Here is a 15,714-nt window from a genome sequence, read left to right on the forward strand (position 1 = left end):
CTCTCCTTCAGGACCATGGGTCCGTGACAGGTAATGAACAGCAGGTCGTAGCCGAGCCGCGACCGTCAGGAAATTTCCCGCCGGAACGGCGGCAGCGCATTGAGGATAGCCTTGCCATAGCGCTGGGTGACCAGGCGACGATCGAGCAACGTGATCACCCCGCGGTCCTGCTCGGTACGCAGCAGGCGACCGCAGGCCTGGATCAAGCGCAACGAGGCGTCGGGGACGGCGATCTCCATGAACGGGTTGCCGCCACGGGCTTCGATCCACTCGGCCAGGGCCGCTTCGACCGGATCGTCCGGTACGGCGAAGGGGATCTTGGCGATGACCACGTGTTCGCAGTAAGCGCCGGGCAGGTCGACACCCTCGGCAAAGCTCGCCAGGCCGAAAAGCACACTGTGCTGGCCGTCATCTACGCGCGCCTTGTGCTTGTTCAGGGTTTCCTGCTTGGACAGATTGCCCTGGATGAGCACCAGCTTGCGCCAGTCTCGATCCAGGCCATCGAACACGTCTTGCATTTGCTTGCGCGACGAGAACAGCACCAACGCGCCACGGGCCTCCTCGAGCATGCCCGGCAGTTCGCGGATGATGGCTGCAGTGTGTCCCGGCACGTCGCGCGGGTCGGCTCCCAGGTCAGGGACCCGCAACAGGCCTGCATCGCCGTGCACGAACGGACTGGGTACGACACAGGTGATCGCATCGCGTGGCAGGCCCGAGCGCATGCGGAATCGATCGAATTTACCCAAGGCAGTGAGGGTCGCGGAGGTCACCAAGGCGCCATGAGCGACGTTCCACAGGCTGCGACGCAGCATTTCAGCAGCCAGAATGGGGCTGGCGTTGACCTCGATGTCGAACAGCGCACCACTTTCGGCAAGTGTGAGCCAACGCGCCATGGGCGGGCTGTCTTCGGGGTCCTCGGTGGTAAAGGCGGTCCATAGCTCCCAGTTGCCCTGGGCACGGGTCACCAGGCTGCCGAACAGCGGGTACCATTCCTCGGCCTGATGACTGGCGATACCGATGTTGACCTCACCGTCCATGCCTTCCTTGAGCAGGTCGGCCAGCCGGGTGAACACATCATTGAGACGGGCGAAGCCTTTCTTCAGCTCGATCCCAACCTCGCGAATCTGCTCCGGCACCACACCGCCCTCGAAGCGGTAGCGTGGACGCTCCCGGCCTTCCATGTCTTCACCGGGACGGAAATCCGCGACCTGCTCGCACAGGGTGAACATGAACTGTTGCTGGGTACGCACTTCCCGCGCCAGTTCCGGCACTTGTTCGATCAGCTTGCCCAGGTCACCCGGCAAAGGATGCTGAGCCAAGAGCTTGGTGAGGTTCTTGGCGGTCTGCTCCAGCCAATCCGCGGTCGAGCGCAGCCGCGAGTAATGGGCGAAGTGGCCAATGGCCTTGTCCGGCAGGTGATGGCCTTCGTCAAAGACGTAAATGGTATCGCGCGGATCGGGCAATACGGCACCGCCGCCCAGGGCCAGATCGGCCAGGACCATGTCATGGTTGGTGACGATCACATCGACCTTGCCCATACCCTCACGGGCCTTGTAGAACACGCACTGCTGGAAGTTCGGGCAGTGGCGCCCCGTGCATTGGCTGTGGTCGGTGGTCAGACGGGCCCAGTCCTGGTCCTCGAGTGCCTCGGGCCAGCTGTCGCGGTCGCCGTCCCAGCGGTTGCCGGCGAGCCGCTCGATCATGCTGTTGAACAGCTTCTGGCTCTTTTCATCGACCTCGATGCGGAAGCCCTCTTCCTCGAACAGCTGCGCGGTGGCCGATTGGGCATGCCCCTCCTGCAACAGGATGTCGAGCTTGGACAGGCACAGATAGCGGCCACGGCCCTTGGCCAGGGCGAAACTGAAGTTGAGCCCGCTGCTGCGCATCAGGTCGGGCAGATCCTTGAAGACGATCTGCTCTTGCAGGGCGACGGTTGCTGTGGCGATCACCAACCGCTTGCCGGCAGCCTTGGCGGCGGGAATGGCGGCCAGGCTGTAGGCGACCGTCTTGCCGGTACCGGTACCGGCCTCGACCGCGACCACGGCGGGCTCGCCTGCACGGCGTCCTTCATCGTCACAGGCGATGTCGCCGAGCACCTTGGCCACTTCGGCGATCATCAGGCGCTGGCCGTAGCGGGGCTTTAGGCTCTTGGCTTCGAGAAAACGCGAGTAGGCGCCCTGGATGGTGGCTTTGAGTTCGTTGCTGATCATGGTCTGCAGGCGCCCGGAGGGCTGGATAAATTTTCAGTGTTTCGCATGGGCCGGCTATCATACCCCGCTATTGCCCTTTATGCCGCATGGAGATCCGGATGCTTGCCTTTGCCCTGCCCTACACATTGCATGTCCTCGCGGCCCTGGTTTGGGTCGGCGGTATGTTCTTCGCCTGGCTGGTACTGCGGCCAGCGGCGGTTTCAGCCCTCGAAGGGCCTGCACGACTGAAGTTGTGGGTGGAAGTTTTCCGACGGTTCTTCCGATGGGTCTGGCTGGCAGTGGTCATTCTTGCGATAAGCGGTATCGGGATGTTGCACCTGCGCTTCAATGGCTTCGAGACCGCACCGCGTTACATCCAGGTGATGATTGGGGGTGGGATTGCCATGTTTGCGTTGTTCATGCGGGTTCAGGCGCTGTTGCTGCCACAGCTGCGGGCGGCAGTGACGGCTGAGGACTGGGCGACGGGGGCTGGCGTGCTTGGGCAGATTCGTCGAATGGTCGGGGTTAATTTGCTGTTGGGGATTTTGGTTGTGGTGGTGGCCAGTTCGCGGGTTTTGGTTTGAGGTTGTGCTTGGGCTTCTCCGGCTAGCGGTGCAAGCCTCCATCTCGCGACTTCGGCTCACGCCGAAGGGCACTGCGCGCCAGCTCTACATAAACCTCCACGCGGCCTTGAGGTCGCCATTGATAGCGCCTGGACTATCGCGCATCAAAGGCGAAACAGCACAGAACCTGGCGCTGGCGAAGCCTGCGATGGGCCGCGCAGCGGCACCAGCTTGAATGGTTGAGGGTCGCTCCACCGTCCCAAACGGGCCACCATCAGCGCGCCGAGTGGAGGTGCTTGGGACGAACTGAACCAGCTTCGCCCCAAGAATCAACTCATAAGCGCTCCAGGACCAACTCCCCAGCCGCTCCTGCCAACCCGGGCTGCCCCTCCACGCCTGGCCGCCCATCCGCACCGGCGTCGGTTCGATAAACAAGGCATCCCTTGCTGGCGCCGCCCAAGCCAGCCTTGCCCGCCGCACCCGGCTTGCCCGGCGCACCGCCATCGAGCCGAACCTGGATACGCTCCGGCGGGAACCCCTCCGGCACAGCCAGGCGAATGCGCCCACCGGAAGCGCCATCATGCCCGTTTCCACCGTCGTCTCCATTAGCGCCGCGGCTAGCCTGGCCCCAGGTACAACCGCCGGCTTTGCCGTTGGCACCATCGAGCCCGACATAGCCTGGCGCACCGGCGCCGCCTCGGGCATCGATCGACAGCCGCTGCGCCTGCAACCCGTTCAGCCTGAGTTCCAGATCCCGCCCAGGCCGAGCGGCGCGTTCATAAGTGCCGGCAGCGCCGGTGGCACTGATTTCGCTGCCGTCACCCAGCTCGGCAACACCGGTCTCGATACGCAAAGGGGCCTCGGCGGGGGTAATGGCTATGCGCGCATCGCGCCCCAGCACCAGACGATCCACCTTCAGTTCCGTCAGCGTCGCGGGCAGCAACAGTGTCGCCGAATCGGCGATCTGCAATTGCTCAAGGTGCACGCTGCTCGCTTTGTTCGGTAGGCGCAGCACCGAATGGGCCGCAACGTCCAGGCTTTCGGCCTGGACCATGGGACTGGTCAACGCCAGCATCAACATCACCTTACGCATGGCGTGGCGTCTCCAAGGGCTTGGGAATGGACATGACATGAAAAATGCCCGTCAGCAGGATCTGCAGCCGATCGAACCAACGGTGGCTACGCCCGCGCAAGCTGGCATTGAAGAACAGCACTTCCAGGCAGTGCAGGCTCAGCAGGAAAATCCCCACGGCATTGAGTAACAGATTGAACGGCAGCGGTTGCGGCATGAACAGGTTCACCAGCACCACCCACCAGAACACCACCGTCAGAGCCTTGCCCAGGCCCAGGATGAATTTCATACCCGCCCCCTGAATTTGTTGTTATGGCTGCAAGGCCCGAGCGAGCAGGCCGTGCAGCCAACAGTAAACCTATGCCAGGGTAGGCGCTAGAGGTGTCAATTCAGGTGCAGTTCTACCCGTCGATTACGAGCCCGACCTTCTTCTGTGTCGTTGTCGGCCACAGGCTCACTTTCGCCGCGGCCTTGGCTGGTCACCTTGTCCGCGGCCAGACCCTGAGCGATCAGGAACTCCGCGACACTGCCGGCACGCTGTTCAGACAGGCCCTGGTTGTAGGCATCGGTGCCGACGCTGTCGGTAAAGCCAATGACCTTGATACGGGTCACCTGCGGATCGCTCAGCTGAGGGAGCAAGGCGCGCAGGCGTTGCTGGGCCTCGACGGTCAACTGTGCCGAGTCGAAGGCGAACAGCACCTGCCCCTGGTCATCCAGGGTAATGACCTCAGGCACCGGCGCTTCGCCTGCCGGTGGCGTTGTCGGATACTGCGGCAACGGGCAGCCCATGTGATTGACCGACGTCCCGGCCGGGGTATCAGGGCAGCGGTCGCGACGGTCGAACACGCCATCACCATCCCCGTCACCGTCCTGGGCGTAGCAGATCAAGCCACCGGCGATGGCGCCGAGCGCTCCGGCACCGGCAGCCCAACTGGAATTCTCGATGGCACCCAGGCCGCCGCCGACCAGCCCGCCTAGCAGGCTGCACAGGGGCCAGGTCCTTTGATTGAGGGGCGCGCTGCCATCGCTGTGGGTGGCACAACCGGCGAGCAGGCCTGTAACCAGCACCAGCGGCAACGCCGCCTTCGACATAACACCCATGATCAATGCTCCTGTGTCACCGGTCTCTACCGGTCACCCGAGTAAAGACGCGCCCATGCCACTGCTCAAGGCATGGGCGCATGCCGTCAGCGCTGGATCTTGATCTCGGTGCGGCGGTTCATGGCACGGCCATCAGCCGTCGCGTTGTCGGCAACCGGCTGGGACTCCCCGGCCCCTACCACCGCAACGAAGCTGCTACGTGGCACACCGCTTTCGACCAGATAGTCGGTGACCGAATGCGCACGGCGCTCGGACAGTTTCTGGTTGTAGGTATCAGAACCCACACTGTCGGTATGTCCGGTGACGGTCAGGCGGGCGCTGGGCGCTTCCTGCTTCAGTCGGGTGGCAATGGTGTTCAGTCGCTCCTTGTCGGTGGCAGTCAGGCGGGCGGAATCGAATTCGAAGTGCACGTCGCGGATGACGATGACCTCTTCCTTCTGTACCACCACCTCCTCGACCGGCGCCGGTGCCGGTGGGCAGCCGTTGGCATCGACCTGTACACCGCGTGGCGTGCCAGGGCACTTGTCCCGGCTGTCCGGTACGCCATCGCCATCTTCGTCGCCATCGCCGTGGGCCCAGCAGTAGCCCGCCGCCAGGCCACCGCCAAGCAGCGCGCCCCAACCCGCCCAAGTGGAACTCTCGATGGCGCCGAGGGCTGCGCCACTTACACCCCCGACGGCAGCACACTTCGGCCAGTCGGTTTTTTGCAAACCTGCACAACCAGTCAACACGCTGGTGAGCAGGACCAGGGGTATCGCTGTGCGTACTATGCTCATTTTGTCGCATCTCCTAGGGGGAATCGGCATAAGACCGATCCTTCGGAGTAAAGACCGCCCGCTTCCTCTCTGCCAGCAATAAGCCACACAGGGCACCACGCCTCTTTGCCGAGCGCGCCCGGCCCGATAGGCTAGGACGACCTGAACGAGGATTGGCAATGACCGACAGTTTCTCCCAGCGCACCCCACAGCAGGCCCTGGCAGCCTTGCTCGAGCGCTTCACACCCCAGCGTCTGCTGCTGGTGGGCACGCGCTTCCCGGCCTTGGAAGCCTTCGCCCAGGCGCATCCGCAAGTGCATATCGAAGTGGTCCCGCCAGGCCCGCTGCCCGCACCGGCCGCCGCCCAGCGCTTCGACCTGGCGGTACTGGTGGATTGTCTGGAGCACCTGCCCAAGCGCACCGGCCTTCAGTTGCTCGGCGGCATCCGCAACCTCAATGCCAGCCGGGTCGCAGTGCTCGCCGACCTGCAAGCCTGCGGCTGGCAGGACACGGACTTCTTCGCCCTGGCGCTGTCGGCCAGCGAGAAGTTCCGGCGAGACGAGCAGGTATTGAGCCTGTTCACCTATGATCTACATGACTACAAGCAGGTCCCGGACTGGCTCAACGCCAAGTTCTGGGCAAACCCTGAAAACTTCGGCAAGTACTGGTGGTGATTCAATGAGTGTCTCGGTCTGTCCATGCGGCAGTGGCAACCTGCTCGATGCCTGTTGCGGGCGATACCATGCCGGCACCCCGGCGCCCGACGCCCAGGCCCTGATGCGCTCGCGCTACAGCGCCTATGTGCTGGGCTTGGTCGACTATCTGGTGGACACCACCCTGCCGGCCCAGCAGGCCGGCCTGGACCGCGCCGCGATCGCTGCCTGGAGCGCCCAGAGCACCTGGCTTGGCCTAGAGGTCGAGAACGCCGAGGTATTGGGCGGACAGCCTGAGCACGCCTTCGTCAGCTTTACCGCACGCTGGCATGACCAGCACGGCGATCACCAGCACCGCGAGCGCTCTGCCTTCGTTCAGAACAGTGGTCGTTGGTACTTCATCGACCCGACAGTTTCACTCAAGGCCGGACGCAACGACCCTTGCCCCTGCGCCAGCGGACAGAAGTTCAAGAAATGCTGCGCCAGTTACATTGGTAGCTGACCATGAGCACCCTGGCCCGCCTGCTTGCCCTGTCATTGCTGATGACGCTCCTGGCGGGCTGTGCGAGCTGGGGTGACGACGAATGGCGCGAACCGCAGGTGCACCTGGTCCGGGTCGAGACGGTCAAGGCCCGGTTGCTGCAACAGGAGTTCATTCTCCACGTGCGGGTCGAAAACCCCAACGACAGCCGCTTGTTCATCCGCAGCCTGGACTACTCGGTACGCCTGAACGACCTGTTGCTGGTGCAGGATGAAGCCAGCCTGTGGCGAAGCGTCGGCGGCCACGCCCAGCGCACGTTCAAGATCACGGCCCGAACCAACTTGTGGCAAAAGCTCAAGCCCTTGGCCAAGATGCTCAAGCGCGAGCAGCCTCTGCACTACCGCCTGCAAGCCGAACTGCACACGGGACTGATCATCCATCGGGACCTGCACTTGTCGCGCAGTGGTGAGATAATCCCCGGCGATCTTCAACCGGAGTAACCCTGCAATGACCCAGCAACCCCATGTTCATGGCCCGGACTGCAACCACGGTCACGACCATCACCATGATCACGACCACGGCCACGTGCACGGCCCGCACTGCAACCATGGCCATCAGGAGCCGGTGCGCAACGCTCTGAAAGACGTTGGCCGCAACGACCCGTGCCCGTGCGGTAGCCAGAAGAAATTCAAGAAGTGCCACGGGGCCTGACCCCGCGGCAGCGGCACGTTTCAAGCGACAAGAAAAAGCAGACTCGCCCTCGACCTGCTTTGACTTGAAGCTTGAAACTTCAGGTCCGGCCAACCACTGGGCAGCCCCCTGAAAATAAAGCCTACAGGCACCTTGCATGGCGACCGCGCGCTCACTAACGTAGCGCCTTTCCGAATCCCGCCACGCCCTGCAGGAGCCTTGTCATGGCAGCCCCCGTCCTTCCCCCCTTCCGCCTTCGGTTCGGCCCCGCTGCCGTCGTGCTCGGCATGTTCGGCCTTGCCGGCTGTCAGGTGGGCGGCTACCAGGACAGCGTGCCTCCGACCACTGGTGTGCAACCGCTCAAAGGCCTGGCACAGAATGTCTCGGTACGCCGCAACGCCATGGGCGCACCGCTGATCGAAAGCAGCAGTTTCCATGATGCCCTGTTCAGCCTGGGCTACGTGCAGGCCGGCGATCGCATCGAGCAGATGGTCGCCATGCGCCTGCTGGCCCAAGGGCGCCTGGCTGAACTGGCCGGCCCTGACGCCTTGGACATCGATCGTCTGATGCGCGCTGCCAACCTCAAGCAAAGCGCTGGACAGCTTTACGCCGACGCCTCGCCACGCCTGAAGCGGTTCTTCGAGGTCTATGCCCGCGGCGTCAACGCCTATCTGTTCCGTTACCGCGACAAGTTGCCTGCGGACCTGGCCCGCAGCGGCTATCGCCCGGAATATTGGAAGCCTGAGGACTCGGCGCTGATCTTCAGCCTGTATGCCTTCAGCCAGTCGGTGAACCTGCAGGAAGAACTGACCGCCCTGACCCTGGCGCAGAAAGTCGGCAGCGACAAGCTCGCCTGGCTGCTGCCAGGTGCTCCCGACGAGCCACTGGCCGAAGCCGAACTGGACAAGCTCAAGGGTTTGAACCTCAAGAGCCAACTGCCAGGCCTGGAGCGCTTGGGCGCTGCAGGGCAGAAGCTCGCCGACCTGGGCCTGCTGGGCAGCCCCGGCTCGGCCAACCTGGCACTGTCGCCGCAACGCAGCCGCAGCGGCAAGAGCCTGTTGGCCAGCGATAGCCGCGCCACGTGGGCCCTCGCCCCGGTACAGATCCACACCGGCAAGTATCAAGTCGCAGGCCTGGCACTGCCGGGCCTGCCCATCATCCTCGCCGGCTACAACGGCAAGCTGGCCTGGAGCAGCAGCGCGGTGATGGCCGACAACCAGGACCTGTATCTGGAGCAATTGCGTCACCAGGGCAGCCAGGTGAGCTACTTGGCCGATGGCAAGTGGCAACCTGCCCGCGCACGCAGCGAAACCTTCTTCGTCCGCGGTCAACGTCCCCTGCGTGAAGTCATGTACGACACCCGCCACGGCACTCTGCTCAGCCAACCGGCCAATGCCAGCCTCGGCCTGGCCCTGAACCTGCCACAACTCAAAGGCGATCGCAGCCTTGACGCGCTGTTCGACCTGACCCGCGCATCGTCGGTGGAGCGGGCCTTCGACAATACCCGTGAAGTCGGCGCCGCTGCCCTGAACTTCGTCTTCGCCGAACCGCAGCACATCGGCTGGCAGGTCAGCGGCCGCTACCCCAATCGCCGCGAAGGCCAGGGCCTGCTGCCCTCGCCCGGCTGGGATAGCCGTTACGACTGGGATGGCTACGCCGATCCAATGCTGCACCCTTACGACCAGGACCCGGTCGCCGGCTGGGTCGGCCATGCCAACCAACGCAGCCTGCCACGTGGCTACGGGATGCAGCTGTCCAACACCTGGTACTACCCCGAGCGCGCCGAGCGCCTGGCCCAGCTGGCCGGCAACGGCCGCCACGACAGCCGTAGCCTGATGGCCCTGCAGAACGACCAGGTCGCTCTGCTGGCAGACAAACTCAAGCAGATGTTCGACGCCCCCGGCATGGCCCAGTCGCTCACTCAAGCGATCGACGCATTACCGGCCGCCCAGCGGGACAAAGCGCGTGAAGCACTGACCCGGCTAAAGGCTTTCGATGGCCGCCTGAGCCCGGTATCGGCCGATGCCGCGCTGTATGCATTGTTCCTGCAGGAGGTCGCTCGCCAGACCTTCCTCGACGATCTGGGCCCGGAGTCCAGCCCGGCCTGGCAAGCGTTCATCGGCAATGCGCAGCTTTCCTACTCGGCCCAGGCCGACCACTTGCTGGGCCGCGAGGACAGCCCGTTCTGGGATGACCGCAACACGCCGCAAAAAGAAGACAAGCCTGCCATTCTCGCCCGTAGCCTGGCGGGGGCCGTGGATGCTGGCGTCGCCCAGCTGGGCAGCGACCGTCGCGCCTGGCAATGGGGCAAGCTGCACCAGTATCGCTGGCCAGCACCGACCTACCATGGCCTGGGTGACGCCATCAGCCGCAACCCCATGGCCGCAGGCGGCGATTTCAGCACTCTGGCGCTGACGCCTTATGCCTGGGGCGGCAGCTTCGATACCTACCTGCCGGCATCGGCGCGCATGATCGTCGATTTCGGGCAGGCCGAACCGCTGCAGGTGCTGACGAGCAATGGCCAGTCCGGCAACCCGGCGAGCCGGCATTACAGCGATGGCCTGGACGCCTGGTTCCAGGGCCGTTTCATGAACCTGCCGCTGCAACAGCAGAACTTCTCCCGCGCCTATGGCTCGCAGCGACTCACCCTGGTCCCTGGCCGCTGATCGCAAGCCCCCTTTGAACCGCGACGTCCGCCGTTGGACGCTCGCGGTTCCTTCACCAAGAACTTCCGTGACCCTGTCGTGCTCTGAGGTTACAAGCCCTTAGCCAACCGGCACGCCTATGGATCTCGTCATCGCCCGCCCCGAAGGCCTCTATTGCCCGCCCGGTGATTTCTACATCGACCCGTGGCGCCCGGTGGACCGCGCAGTGATTACCCACGGCCACGGCGATCACGCCCGGCCCGGCAATCACCATTACCTGACTGCCGCCCCCGGTGCAGGCATCCTGCGCAGCCGATTGGGGCCGGACATCCAGCTGCAGACGCTTGCCTATGGCGAACGCCTCGAACACCGGGGCGTGACCTTGAGTTTTCACCCCGCTGGCCACGTGCTCGGCTCGGGCCAGGTGCGCCTGGAATACCGAGGCGAGGTCTGGGTCGCCTCGGGAGATTACAAGATCGAGCCGGACGGCACCTGCGCTGCGTTCGAGCCGGTGCGCTGCCATACCTTCATCAGTGAGTCGACTTTCGGCCTGCCGATCTACCGCTGGCAACCTCAGGCCGAGGTGATGGCGCAGATCGATGCCTGGTGGCGGGCCAATCGTGAACAGGGCAAAACCAGCGTGCTGTTCTGCTATGCCTTCGGAAAGGCCCAGCGGATCCTCCACGGCTTGGACCCGCACGCCGGCCCAATTCTGGTCCATGGCGCGATGGAACCTCTGAACCGCGTCTATCGGGAAGCGGGCGTGCACCTGGCCCCGACGCACTATGCAGGCGACATCCCCCGCAACGATCCGATGTTGCGCCAGGCCCTGGTGCTGGCTCCGCCTTCGGCGGCCGGTAGCAGTTGGATGAAGCGCTTCGGCGATTACAGTGACGCCTTGGCCAGCGGTTGGATGCGCCTGCGCGGCACCCGACGACGCCGCGGCGTGGACCGCGGATTCGTGCTCTCCGATCATGCCGATTGGCCGGGGCTGCTATGGGCGATCGAGCAGACCGGCGCCGAGCGGGTGATGGTCACTCACGGCTCGGTCGATGTGTTGGTGCGCTACCTCAACGAACAGGGCCTCGATGCCCGCGCCTTCGCTACCGAATACGGCGACGAGGACGAGACCGACACCGAGGCTGGCACATGAAGACCTTCGCCGAGCTCTATCTGCGCCTGGACGCGACCACATCCAGCAATGCCAAGCTCGAGGCCCTGCGCGACTACTTCGCAGACGCACCTGCCGAGGATGCAGCCTGGGCCGTGTACTTCCTGGCCGGCGGCCGTCCGCGGCAAATGGTCCCTACCCGTCTGCTGCGCGAGCTCACCCTTGAACTTTCGCACTTGCCCGACTGGCTGTTCGAAGAAAGCTACCAGGCTGTGGGCGATCTGGCAGAGACTATTTCCCTGGTGCTCCCGGACAACCCGCATGGCAATGACGAGGGACTGGCCTTTTGGGTCGAGGAGCACCTGCTGTCCCTGCGCGGCCTACCGCCGGAAACCATCCGTCAACGCCTGCCAGGCTTGTGGTCGCAGCTGGATCGGCCCGGTTTGATGCTATGCCTGAAACTTATCACCGGCAGCTTCCGCGTCGGGGTGTCCAAACTGCTGGTGACCCGCGCCCTGGCCCAGCTCGCCGGTCTGGATGCCAAACGCGTGGCGCAGCGCCTGGTGGGCTATACCGATCTCAGCCACCGCCCGACGGCGCAAGACTACCTGCAGCTGATCGCCGCCGAATCTGCCGACGAACATCGCCAACGCGGCGGCCAGCCCTACCCGTTCTTCCTCGCCCACGCGCTGCAGGCTCCCGTCGAGCAGTTCGAGACGTTGCTCGGCCCGGTGTCTGCCTGGCAGGCGGAGTGGAAGTGGGATGGCATTCGCGCACAGGTGGTCAAGCGCGATGGCCAGCTGTGGATATGGTCGCGGGGAGAGGAACTGGTCACCGAGCGCTTTCCGGAACTGCACAGCCTGGCCACCACTTTGCCTGACGGTGTAGTGCTCGATGGTGAAATCCTGGTGTGGAAACCGGGCAGCCAAGCCGGCGATGTCGCCGTGCAACCTTTCGCCCTGCTGCAACAGCGCTTGGGCCGCAAGACGCTGGGCAAGAAGTTGCTCACCGAGGCGCCGGTGGTGCTGCAAGCCTATGACCTGCTCGAATGGCAGGGTGAAGATTGGCGCAACCGGCCTCAACATGAACGTCGGGCCCAACTGCAACACCTGACGCAGCAGTACCCACTGGCCCCGGTGCTGCTGTCACCGTTGCTACAGGGCAGCGACTGGCATGACCTCGCCCGCCAGCGCGAGCAGTCACGCAGTCTGGGCGTCGAAGGTCTGATGCTCAAGCAGCGCGATGCCCTCTATGGCGTGGGCCGCACCAAAGACATGGGCCTGTGGTGGAAGTGGAAGATCGATCCTTTCAGCGTCGATGCCGTGTTGATCTACGCCCAGCGCGGTCATGGCCGTCGTGCCAGCCTGTACAGCGATTACACCTTTGCCGTCTGGGACGGGCCACCGGGGACTCCCGGACGCACCCTGGTGCCTTTCGCCAAGGCGTATTCCGGACTGAGCGATGCAGAAATGCGCCAAGTCGACGCCATCATCCGCAAGACTACGGTGGAAACCTTCGGCCCGGTGCGCAGTGTGACCCCGACACTGGTGTTCGAGCTGGGCTTCGAGGGTATTGCCTTGTCCAAACGCCACAAGAGCGGCATCGCGGTGCGCTTTCCGCGCATGCTGCGCTGGCGCCATGACAAACCTGTGCAAGAAGCCGACGACCTGGCCACCTTGCAGGCCTTGCTTGCCTGAGTGCGGGCAAACCCGCGCAAGGAAGCTGCGCAACGGCAGAAGTTATGCTTCTATCTTTCTGCCGACTGTCATCGCAGACCGTATTCGCCACTTCAGCCAGGACCACCATGCATCATTCGACCCACGACCTGCTGTCCCCTGTCCCGGGCATTGCCCGCCAGCTTCATAGCTTCCACTTCGGCCCTCGCGGCGGTGGCAAGGTGTACATCCAGGCGTCACTGCATGCCGACGAGCTACCCGGCATGCTGGTGGCCTGGCACCTGAAGCGCCGTTTGCTGGAGCTGGAACAGGACGGGCGGCTGCAACGCGAGATCATCCTCGTTCCGGTGGCCAACCCCGTGGGCCTGGAACAGGTGCTCCTGGACGCGCCCTTGGGGCGCTTCGAGCTGCAAAGTGGCGAAAACTTCAACCGCAACTTCGTTGATTTGTCCGACAGTATCGGCGATCAGATCGAGGGCCATCTGACCCATGATCCTTCGCACAACCTGGCCCTGATCCGCGAGTACCTGCGCCGGGGCCTGGATGCGCATCCCGCGCGCACCCCACTGCAATCCCAGCGCCTGACCCTGCAACGCCTGGCGTGCGATGCCGATATGGTTTTGGACCTGCATTGCGACTTCGAGGCCGTGGAGCATCTGTACACCACACCGGAGGCCTGGGATCAGGTAGAGCCGCTGGCCCGCTATCTGGGCGTGCAGGCCAGCCTGCTGGCCACGGACTCCGGCGGCCAGTCTTTCGATGAATGCTTCAGCCTGGTGTGGTGGCAGTTGCAGCAACGTTTTGGCAAGCAGTTCCCCATCCCTCTGGGCAGTTTCTCTGTGACTGTCGAGCTACGCGGGCAGGCAGATGTCAGCCACGACCTGGCCACTCAGGATTGCCAAGGGATACTCAATTTCCTGACCCATGCTGGGGTGATTTCAGGAGAAGCGCCCGCCCTGCCGCCATTGGCGTACCCGGCAACGCCGCTGGCCGCCGTGGAGCCTGTGGTGGCGCCGTTGGGCGGGCTGTTGGTCTTCCACGCGACACCCGGCCAATACCTGGAGGCGGGCGAGCTGATCGCGGAAGTCATCGATCCGCTGAACGACCGGGTGACCGCGGTGCGCAATACCCAGCCTGGCCTCCTTTATGCACGCAGCGTCAGGCGCATGGCCACAGCGGGCATGGTCGTCGCCCACGTGGCGGGCGAGCAGGTCTGTCGCAGCGGTTACCTGCTGGCCAACTGAGCCCGTCGTGCTGGCTGGCCCTCAGGCCACCGGCGAAGGAGGTGGTTCGTCAGGCAAGGTCGGCTCTCCCGGCTCCATGGGTGGCGACTCGCCAGGATCCGGGGGCTGAGGTGTGTCGGGGTCGGGCTGATGGGGTACGCCACCGGCTTGTACGGGCGTTGAAGGGTGCGCCAGCAATGACCAAGCCAGCAGCCCTATCTGGTTGGGCTGCAGGACGGCGAGCTTCGCACTGATTGCGGGGTGAAGTTTCATTGGCGGCTCCCGGCGATGCCCGATGCGCGTCATGCGCACCGGATCGTTCTAGCCATTGGAGTGCCTGGCGGACGAGGAATTCCCCGCGCTCGTCGCCTCAGGTGCGTGGCAGGGTGACGCCGCGCTGCCCTTGGTATTTACCACCGCGATCCTTGTAGGACACTTCGCACTCCTCATCGGATTCGAGGAAGAGCATCTGCGCCACGCCTTCATTGGCATAGATCTTCGCCGGCAAGGTGGTGGTATTGGAGAACTCCAGGGTCACGTGACCCTCCCACTCCGGTTCCAGCGGCGTGACGTTGACGATGATGCCGCAACGCGCGTAGGTGCTCTTGCCCAGGCAGATGGTCAGCACATTGCGCGGAATGCGGAAGTACTCGACGGTGCGGGCCAGGGCGAAGGAGTTCGGAGGAATGATGCACACGTCGCTCTTGACGTCGACGAAGCTGCCGGCGTCGAAGTTTTTCGGGTCGACAGTGGCCGAATTGATGTTGGTGAAGACCTTGAATTCATCGGCGCAGCGCACGTCGTAGCCGTAGCTGGACACGCCGAAGGAAATGACTCGGCTGTCCTCGCCGCCGCGCACCTGGCGCTCGACGAACGGTTCGATCATGCCGTGTTCCTGCGCCATGCGGCGAATCCACTTGTCCGATTTGATGCTCATGGCGGGAGTGTCCTGAAAGTGCTAGGTGAAAAACGAGACGCGCATCTTACCGGTCCCGGCGGCTACGGCAAAGTTCCATCCCGTAATCCCGCGCCGGACGGGAGCTGCAGCCGCCGCCGATCCGATTTTCGACAAAGCCGTCATTGACCATTGGCAGGTCGGGGAAAGTGGGTTAAGGTGGCGCCACTGTGCTGCACGTGACACCGAGAATCTCTGTTTGATGCACGATTCCTATCGGCCCATCGCTGAATTTTCCGCTCTCTTTGCACTCAGTCCCGGCCAGGGTGTTCCTGTGCCGAAATCTACTTTGTCCAAGGAGACATACCATGTCCAACCGCCAATCCGGTACCGTCAAGTGGTTCAACGATGAGAAGGGCTACGGCTTCATCACCCCTCAGTCGGGTGACGATCTGTTCGTACACTTCAAGGCCATCCAGGCTGACGGCTTCAAAACCCTGAAAGAAGGCCAGGCTGTTACTTTCGTCGCTACCCGCGGCCAGAAAGGTATGCAGGCTGAAGAAGTTCGCATCGAAGGTTAATCCTTCTTTCGCGCTTCAAAAAAACCCGCCATATGGCGGGTTTTTTTATGCCTGACGCAGAAATTTGCAGGCTTCTTCG

General features: G+C 63.7%; 17 protein-coding genes. 10 read left to right on the forward strand and 7 right to left on the reverse strand.

Annotated elements, in window-relative coordinates; genetic code table 11:
- Positions 1 to 65: 65 nt before the first annotated feature.
- Positions 66 to 2,210, reverse strand: coding sequence for an ATP-dependent DNA helicase DinG (dinG, locus tag AB1N67_RS19155; protein ID WP_102081841.1), 2,145 nt, complete (start codon positions 2,208 to 2,210; stop codon positions 66 to 68).
- A 98-nt stretch (positions 2,211 to 2,308) separates the two neighbouring features.
- On the opposite strand from dinG, the gene AB1N67_RS19160 reads away from it, so the two are divergent.
- Entirely contained in the window at positions 2,309 to 2,773 is a 465-nt protein-coding gene (locus tag AB1N67_RS19160) for a CopD family protein (protein ID WP_043213103.1), read from the forward strand.
- Between the two features lie 313 nt (positions 2,774 to 3,086).
- On the opposite strand, the gene AB1N67_RS19165 is transcribed toward AB1N67_RS19160, so the two are convergent.
- From AB1N67_RS19165 to AB1N67_RS19180, 4 genes are all read right to left on the reverse strand, one after another.
- Complete coding sequence (locus AB1N67_RS19165; protein WP_102081840.1) at positions 3,087 to 3,845, reverse strand: hypothetical protein; 759 nt, start codon at positions 3,843 to 3,845, stop codon at positions 3,087 to 3,089.
- Entirely contained in the window at positions 3,838 to 4,113 is a 276-nt protein-coding gene (locus tag AB1N67_RS19170; RefSeq protein WP_090345063.1) for a DUF1145 domain-containing protein, read from the reverse strand. Before AB1N67_RS19170 ends, AB1N67_RS19165 begins: the two co-directional genes overlap by 8 nt.
- A 95-nt stretch (positions 4,114 to 4,208) precedes the next feature.
- Positions 4,209 to 4,925, reverse strand: a complete 717-nt coding sequence (locus tag AB1N67_RS19175) for an OmpA family protein (RefSeq protein WP_043213096.1) — start codon at positions 4,923 to 4,925, stop codon at positions 4,209 to 4,211.
- 86 nt (positions 4,926 to 5,011) lie between these two features.
- On the reverse strand, positions 5,012 to 5,701 hold the full coding sequence (locus tag AB1N67_RS19180; RefSeq protein ID WP_043213095.1) for an OmpA family protein: 690 nt from the start codon (positions 5,699 to 5,701) through the stop codon (positions 5,012 to 5,014).
- 158 nt (positions 5,702 to 5,859) lie between these two features.
- Here AB1N67_RS19180 and AB1N67_RS19185 point away from each other — a divergent pair, with 158 nt between their 5' ends.
- The 8 genes from AB1N67_RS19185 (at position 5,860) to AB1N67_RS19220 (ending at position 14,180) form a co-directional block, all read left to right on the forward strand.
- On the forward strand, positions 5,860 to 6,354 hold the full coding sequence (locus AB1N67_RS19185; RefSeq protein ID WP_043213092.1) for a DUF6231 family protein: 495 nt from the start codon (positions 5,860 to 5,862) through the stop codon (positions 6,352 to 6,354).
- 4 nt (positions 6,355 to 6,358) lie between these two features.
- The gene (locus tag AB1N67_RS19190) at positions 6,359 to 6,835 is read left to right on the forward strand and encodes a YchJ family protein (RefSeq protein ID WP_043213090.1); all 477 of its coding nucleotides are present in this window, start codon (positions 6,359 to 6,361) and stop codon (positions 6,833 to 6,835) included.
- A gap of 2 nt (positions 6,836 to 6,837) precedes the next feature.
- Positions 6,838 to 7,314 (forward strand): LEA type 2 family protein, encoded by a 477-nt coding sequence (locus AB1N67_RS19195; RefSeq protein ID WP_043213087.1) that lies wholly within the window; start codon positions 6,838 to 6,840, stop codon positions 7,312 to 7,314.
- 7 nt (positions 7,315 to 7,321) lie between these two features.
- Positions 7,322 to 7,525 carry an SEC-C metal-binding domain-containing protein gene (locus AB1N67_RS19200; RefSeq protein WP_011532538.1) on the forward strand — a complete coding sequence of 68 codons (204 nt, stop codon included), beginning with the start codon at positions 7,322 to 7,324 and terminating at the stop codon, positions 7,523 to 7,525.
- 203 nt (positions 7,526 to 7,728) lie between these two features.
- Positions 7,729 to 10,170, forward strand: a complete 2,442-nt coding sequence (locus tag AB1N67_RS19205; RefSeq protein WP_102081839.1) for a penicillin acylase family protein — start codon at positions 7,729 to 7,731, stop codon at positions 10,168 to 10,170.
- 118 nt (positions 10,171 to 10,288) lie between these two features.
- A complete protein-coding gene (locus AB1N67_RS19210) occupies positions 10,289 to 11,302 on the forward strand; it encodes a ligase-associated DNA damage response exonuclease (protein WP_043213082.1) in 1,014 nt (337 codons plus the stop codon).
- A complete protein-coding gene (locus AB1N67_RS19215) occupies positions 11,299 to 12,957 on the forward strand; it encodes an ATP-dependent DNA ligase (RefSeq protein ID WP_102081838.1) in 1,659 nt (552 codons plus the stop codon). Before AB1N67_RS19210 ends, AB1N67_RS19215 begins: the two co-directional genes overlap by 4 nt.
- 107 nt (positions 12,958 to 13,064) lie before the next feature.
- A complete protein-coding gene (locus AB1N67_RS19220) occupies positions 13,065 to 14,180 on the forward strand; it encodes a succinylglutamate desuccinylase/aspartoacylase family protein (protein WP_102081837.1) in 1,116 nt (371 codons plus the stop codon).
- Between the two features lie 21 nt (positions 14,181 to 14,201).
- Here the strand turns inward: AB1N67_RS19220 and AB1N67_RS19225 are convergent, their stop codons facing one another.
- On the reverse strand, positions 14,202 to 14,432 hold the full coding sequence (locus AB1N67_RS19225) for a hypothetical protein (protein ID WP_080642124.1): 231 nt from the start codon (positions 14,430 to 14,432) through the stop codon (positions 14,202 to 14,204).
- Positions 14,433 to 14,529: 97 nt separating this feature from the next.
- On the reverse strand, positions 14,530 to 15,096 hold the full coding sequence (dcd, locus tag AB1N67_RS19230) for a dCTP deaminase (protein ID WP_043213075.1): 567 nt from the start codon (positions 15,094 to 15,096) through the stop codon (positions 14,530 to 14,532).
- A 326-nt stretch (positions 15,097 to 15,422) separates the two neighbouring features.
- On the opposite strand from dcd, the gene AB1N67_RS19235 reads away from it, so the two are divergent.
- Positions 15,423 to 15,635, forward strand: a complete 213-nt coding sequence (locus AB1N67_RS19235; protein ID WP_043213073.1) for a cold-shock protein — start codon at positions 15,423 to 15,425, stop codon at positions 15,633 to 15,635.
- Positions 15,636 to 15,714 lie beyond the last annotated feature (79 nt).

The organism is Pseudomonas guariconensis, from assembly GCF_040822035.1.
Classification (GTDB): Bacteria; Pseudomonadota; Gammaproteobacteria; order Pseudomonadales; family Pseudomonadaceae; genus Aquipseudomonas; species Aquipseudomonas guariconensis.

Coding starts and splice junctions, on each gene's coding strand:
- AB1N67_RS19235 (WP_043213073.1), top strand. CDS start 15,423: ATGTCCAACCGCCAATCCGGTACCGTCAAGTGGTTCAACGATGAGAAG.
- AB1N67_RS19225 (WP_080642124.1), bottom strand. CDS start 14,432: ATGAAACTTCACCCCGCAATCAGTGCGAAGCTCGCCGTCCTGCAGCCC.
- AB1N67_RS19185 (WP_043213092.1), top strand. CDS start 5,860: ATGACCGACAGTTTCTCCCAGCGCACCCCACAGCAGGCCCTGGCAGCC.
- AB1N67_RS19165 (WP_102081840.1), bottom strand. CDS start 3,845: ATGCGTAAGGTGATGTTGATGCTGGCGTTGACCAGTCCCATGGTCCAG.
- AB1N67_RS19205 (WP_102081839.1), top strand. CDS start 7,729: ATGGCAGCCCCCGTCCTTCCCCCCTTCCGCCTTCGGTTCGGCCCCGCT.
- AB1N67_RS19175 (WP_043213096.1), bottom strand. CDS start 4,925: ATGGGTGTTATGTCGAAGGCGGCGTTGCCGCTGGTGCTGGTTACAGGC.
- AB1N67_RS19180 (WP_043213095.1), bottom strand. CDS start 5,701: ATGAGCATAGTACGCACAGCGATACCCCTGGTCCTGCTCACCAGCGTG.
- dcd (WP_043213075.1), bottom strand. CDS start 15,096: ATGAGCATCAAATCGGACAAGTGGATTCGCCGCATGGCGCAGGAACAC.
- AB1N67_RS19190 (WP_043213090.1), top strand. CDS start 6,359: ATGAGTGTCTCGGTCTGTCCATGCGGCAGTGGCAACCTGCTCGATGCC.
- AB1N67_RS19170 (WP_090345063.1), bottom strand. CDS start 4,113: ATGAAATTCATCCTGGGCCTGGGCAAGGCTCTGACGGTGGTGTTCTGG.
- AB1N67_RS19215 (WP_102081838.1), top strand. CDS start 11,299: ATGAAGACCTTCGCCGAGCTCTATCTGCGCCTGGACGCGACCACATCC.
- AB1N67_RS19210 (WP_043213082.1), top strand. CDS start 10,289: ATGGATCTCGTCATCGCCCGCCCCGAAGGCCTCTATTGCCCGCCCGGT.
- AB1N67_RS19200 (WP_011532538.1), top strand. CDS start 7,322: ATGACCCAGCAACCCCATGTTCATGGCCCGGACTGCAACCACGGTCAC.
- AB1N67_RS19160 (WP_043213103.1), top strand. CDS start 2,309: ATGCTTGCCTTTGCCCTGCCCTACACATTGCATGTCCTCGCGGCCCTG.
- dinG (WP_102081841.1), bottom strand. CDS start 2,210: ATGATCAGCAACGAACTCAAAGCCACCATCCAGGGCGCCTACTCGCGT.
- AB1N67_RS19195 (WP_043213087.1), top strand. CDS start 6,838: ATGAGCACCCTGGCCCGCCTGCTTGCCCTGTCATTGCTGATGACGCTC.
- AB1N67_RS19220 (WP_102081837.1), top strand. CDS start 13,065: ATGCATCATTCGACCCACGACCTGCTGTCCCCTGTCCCGGGCATTGCC.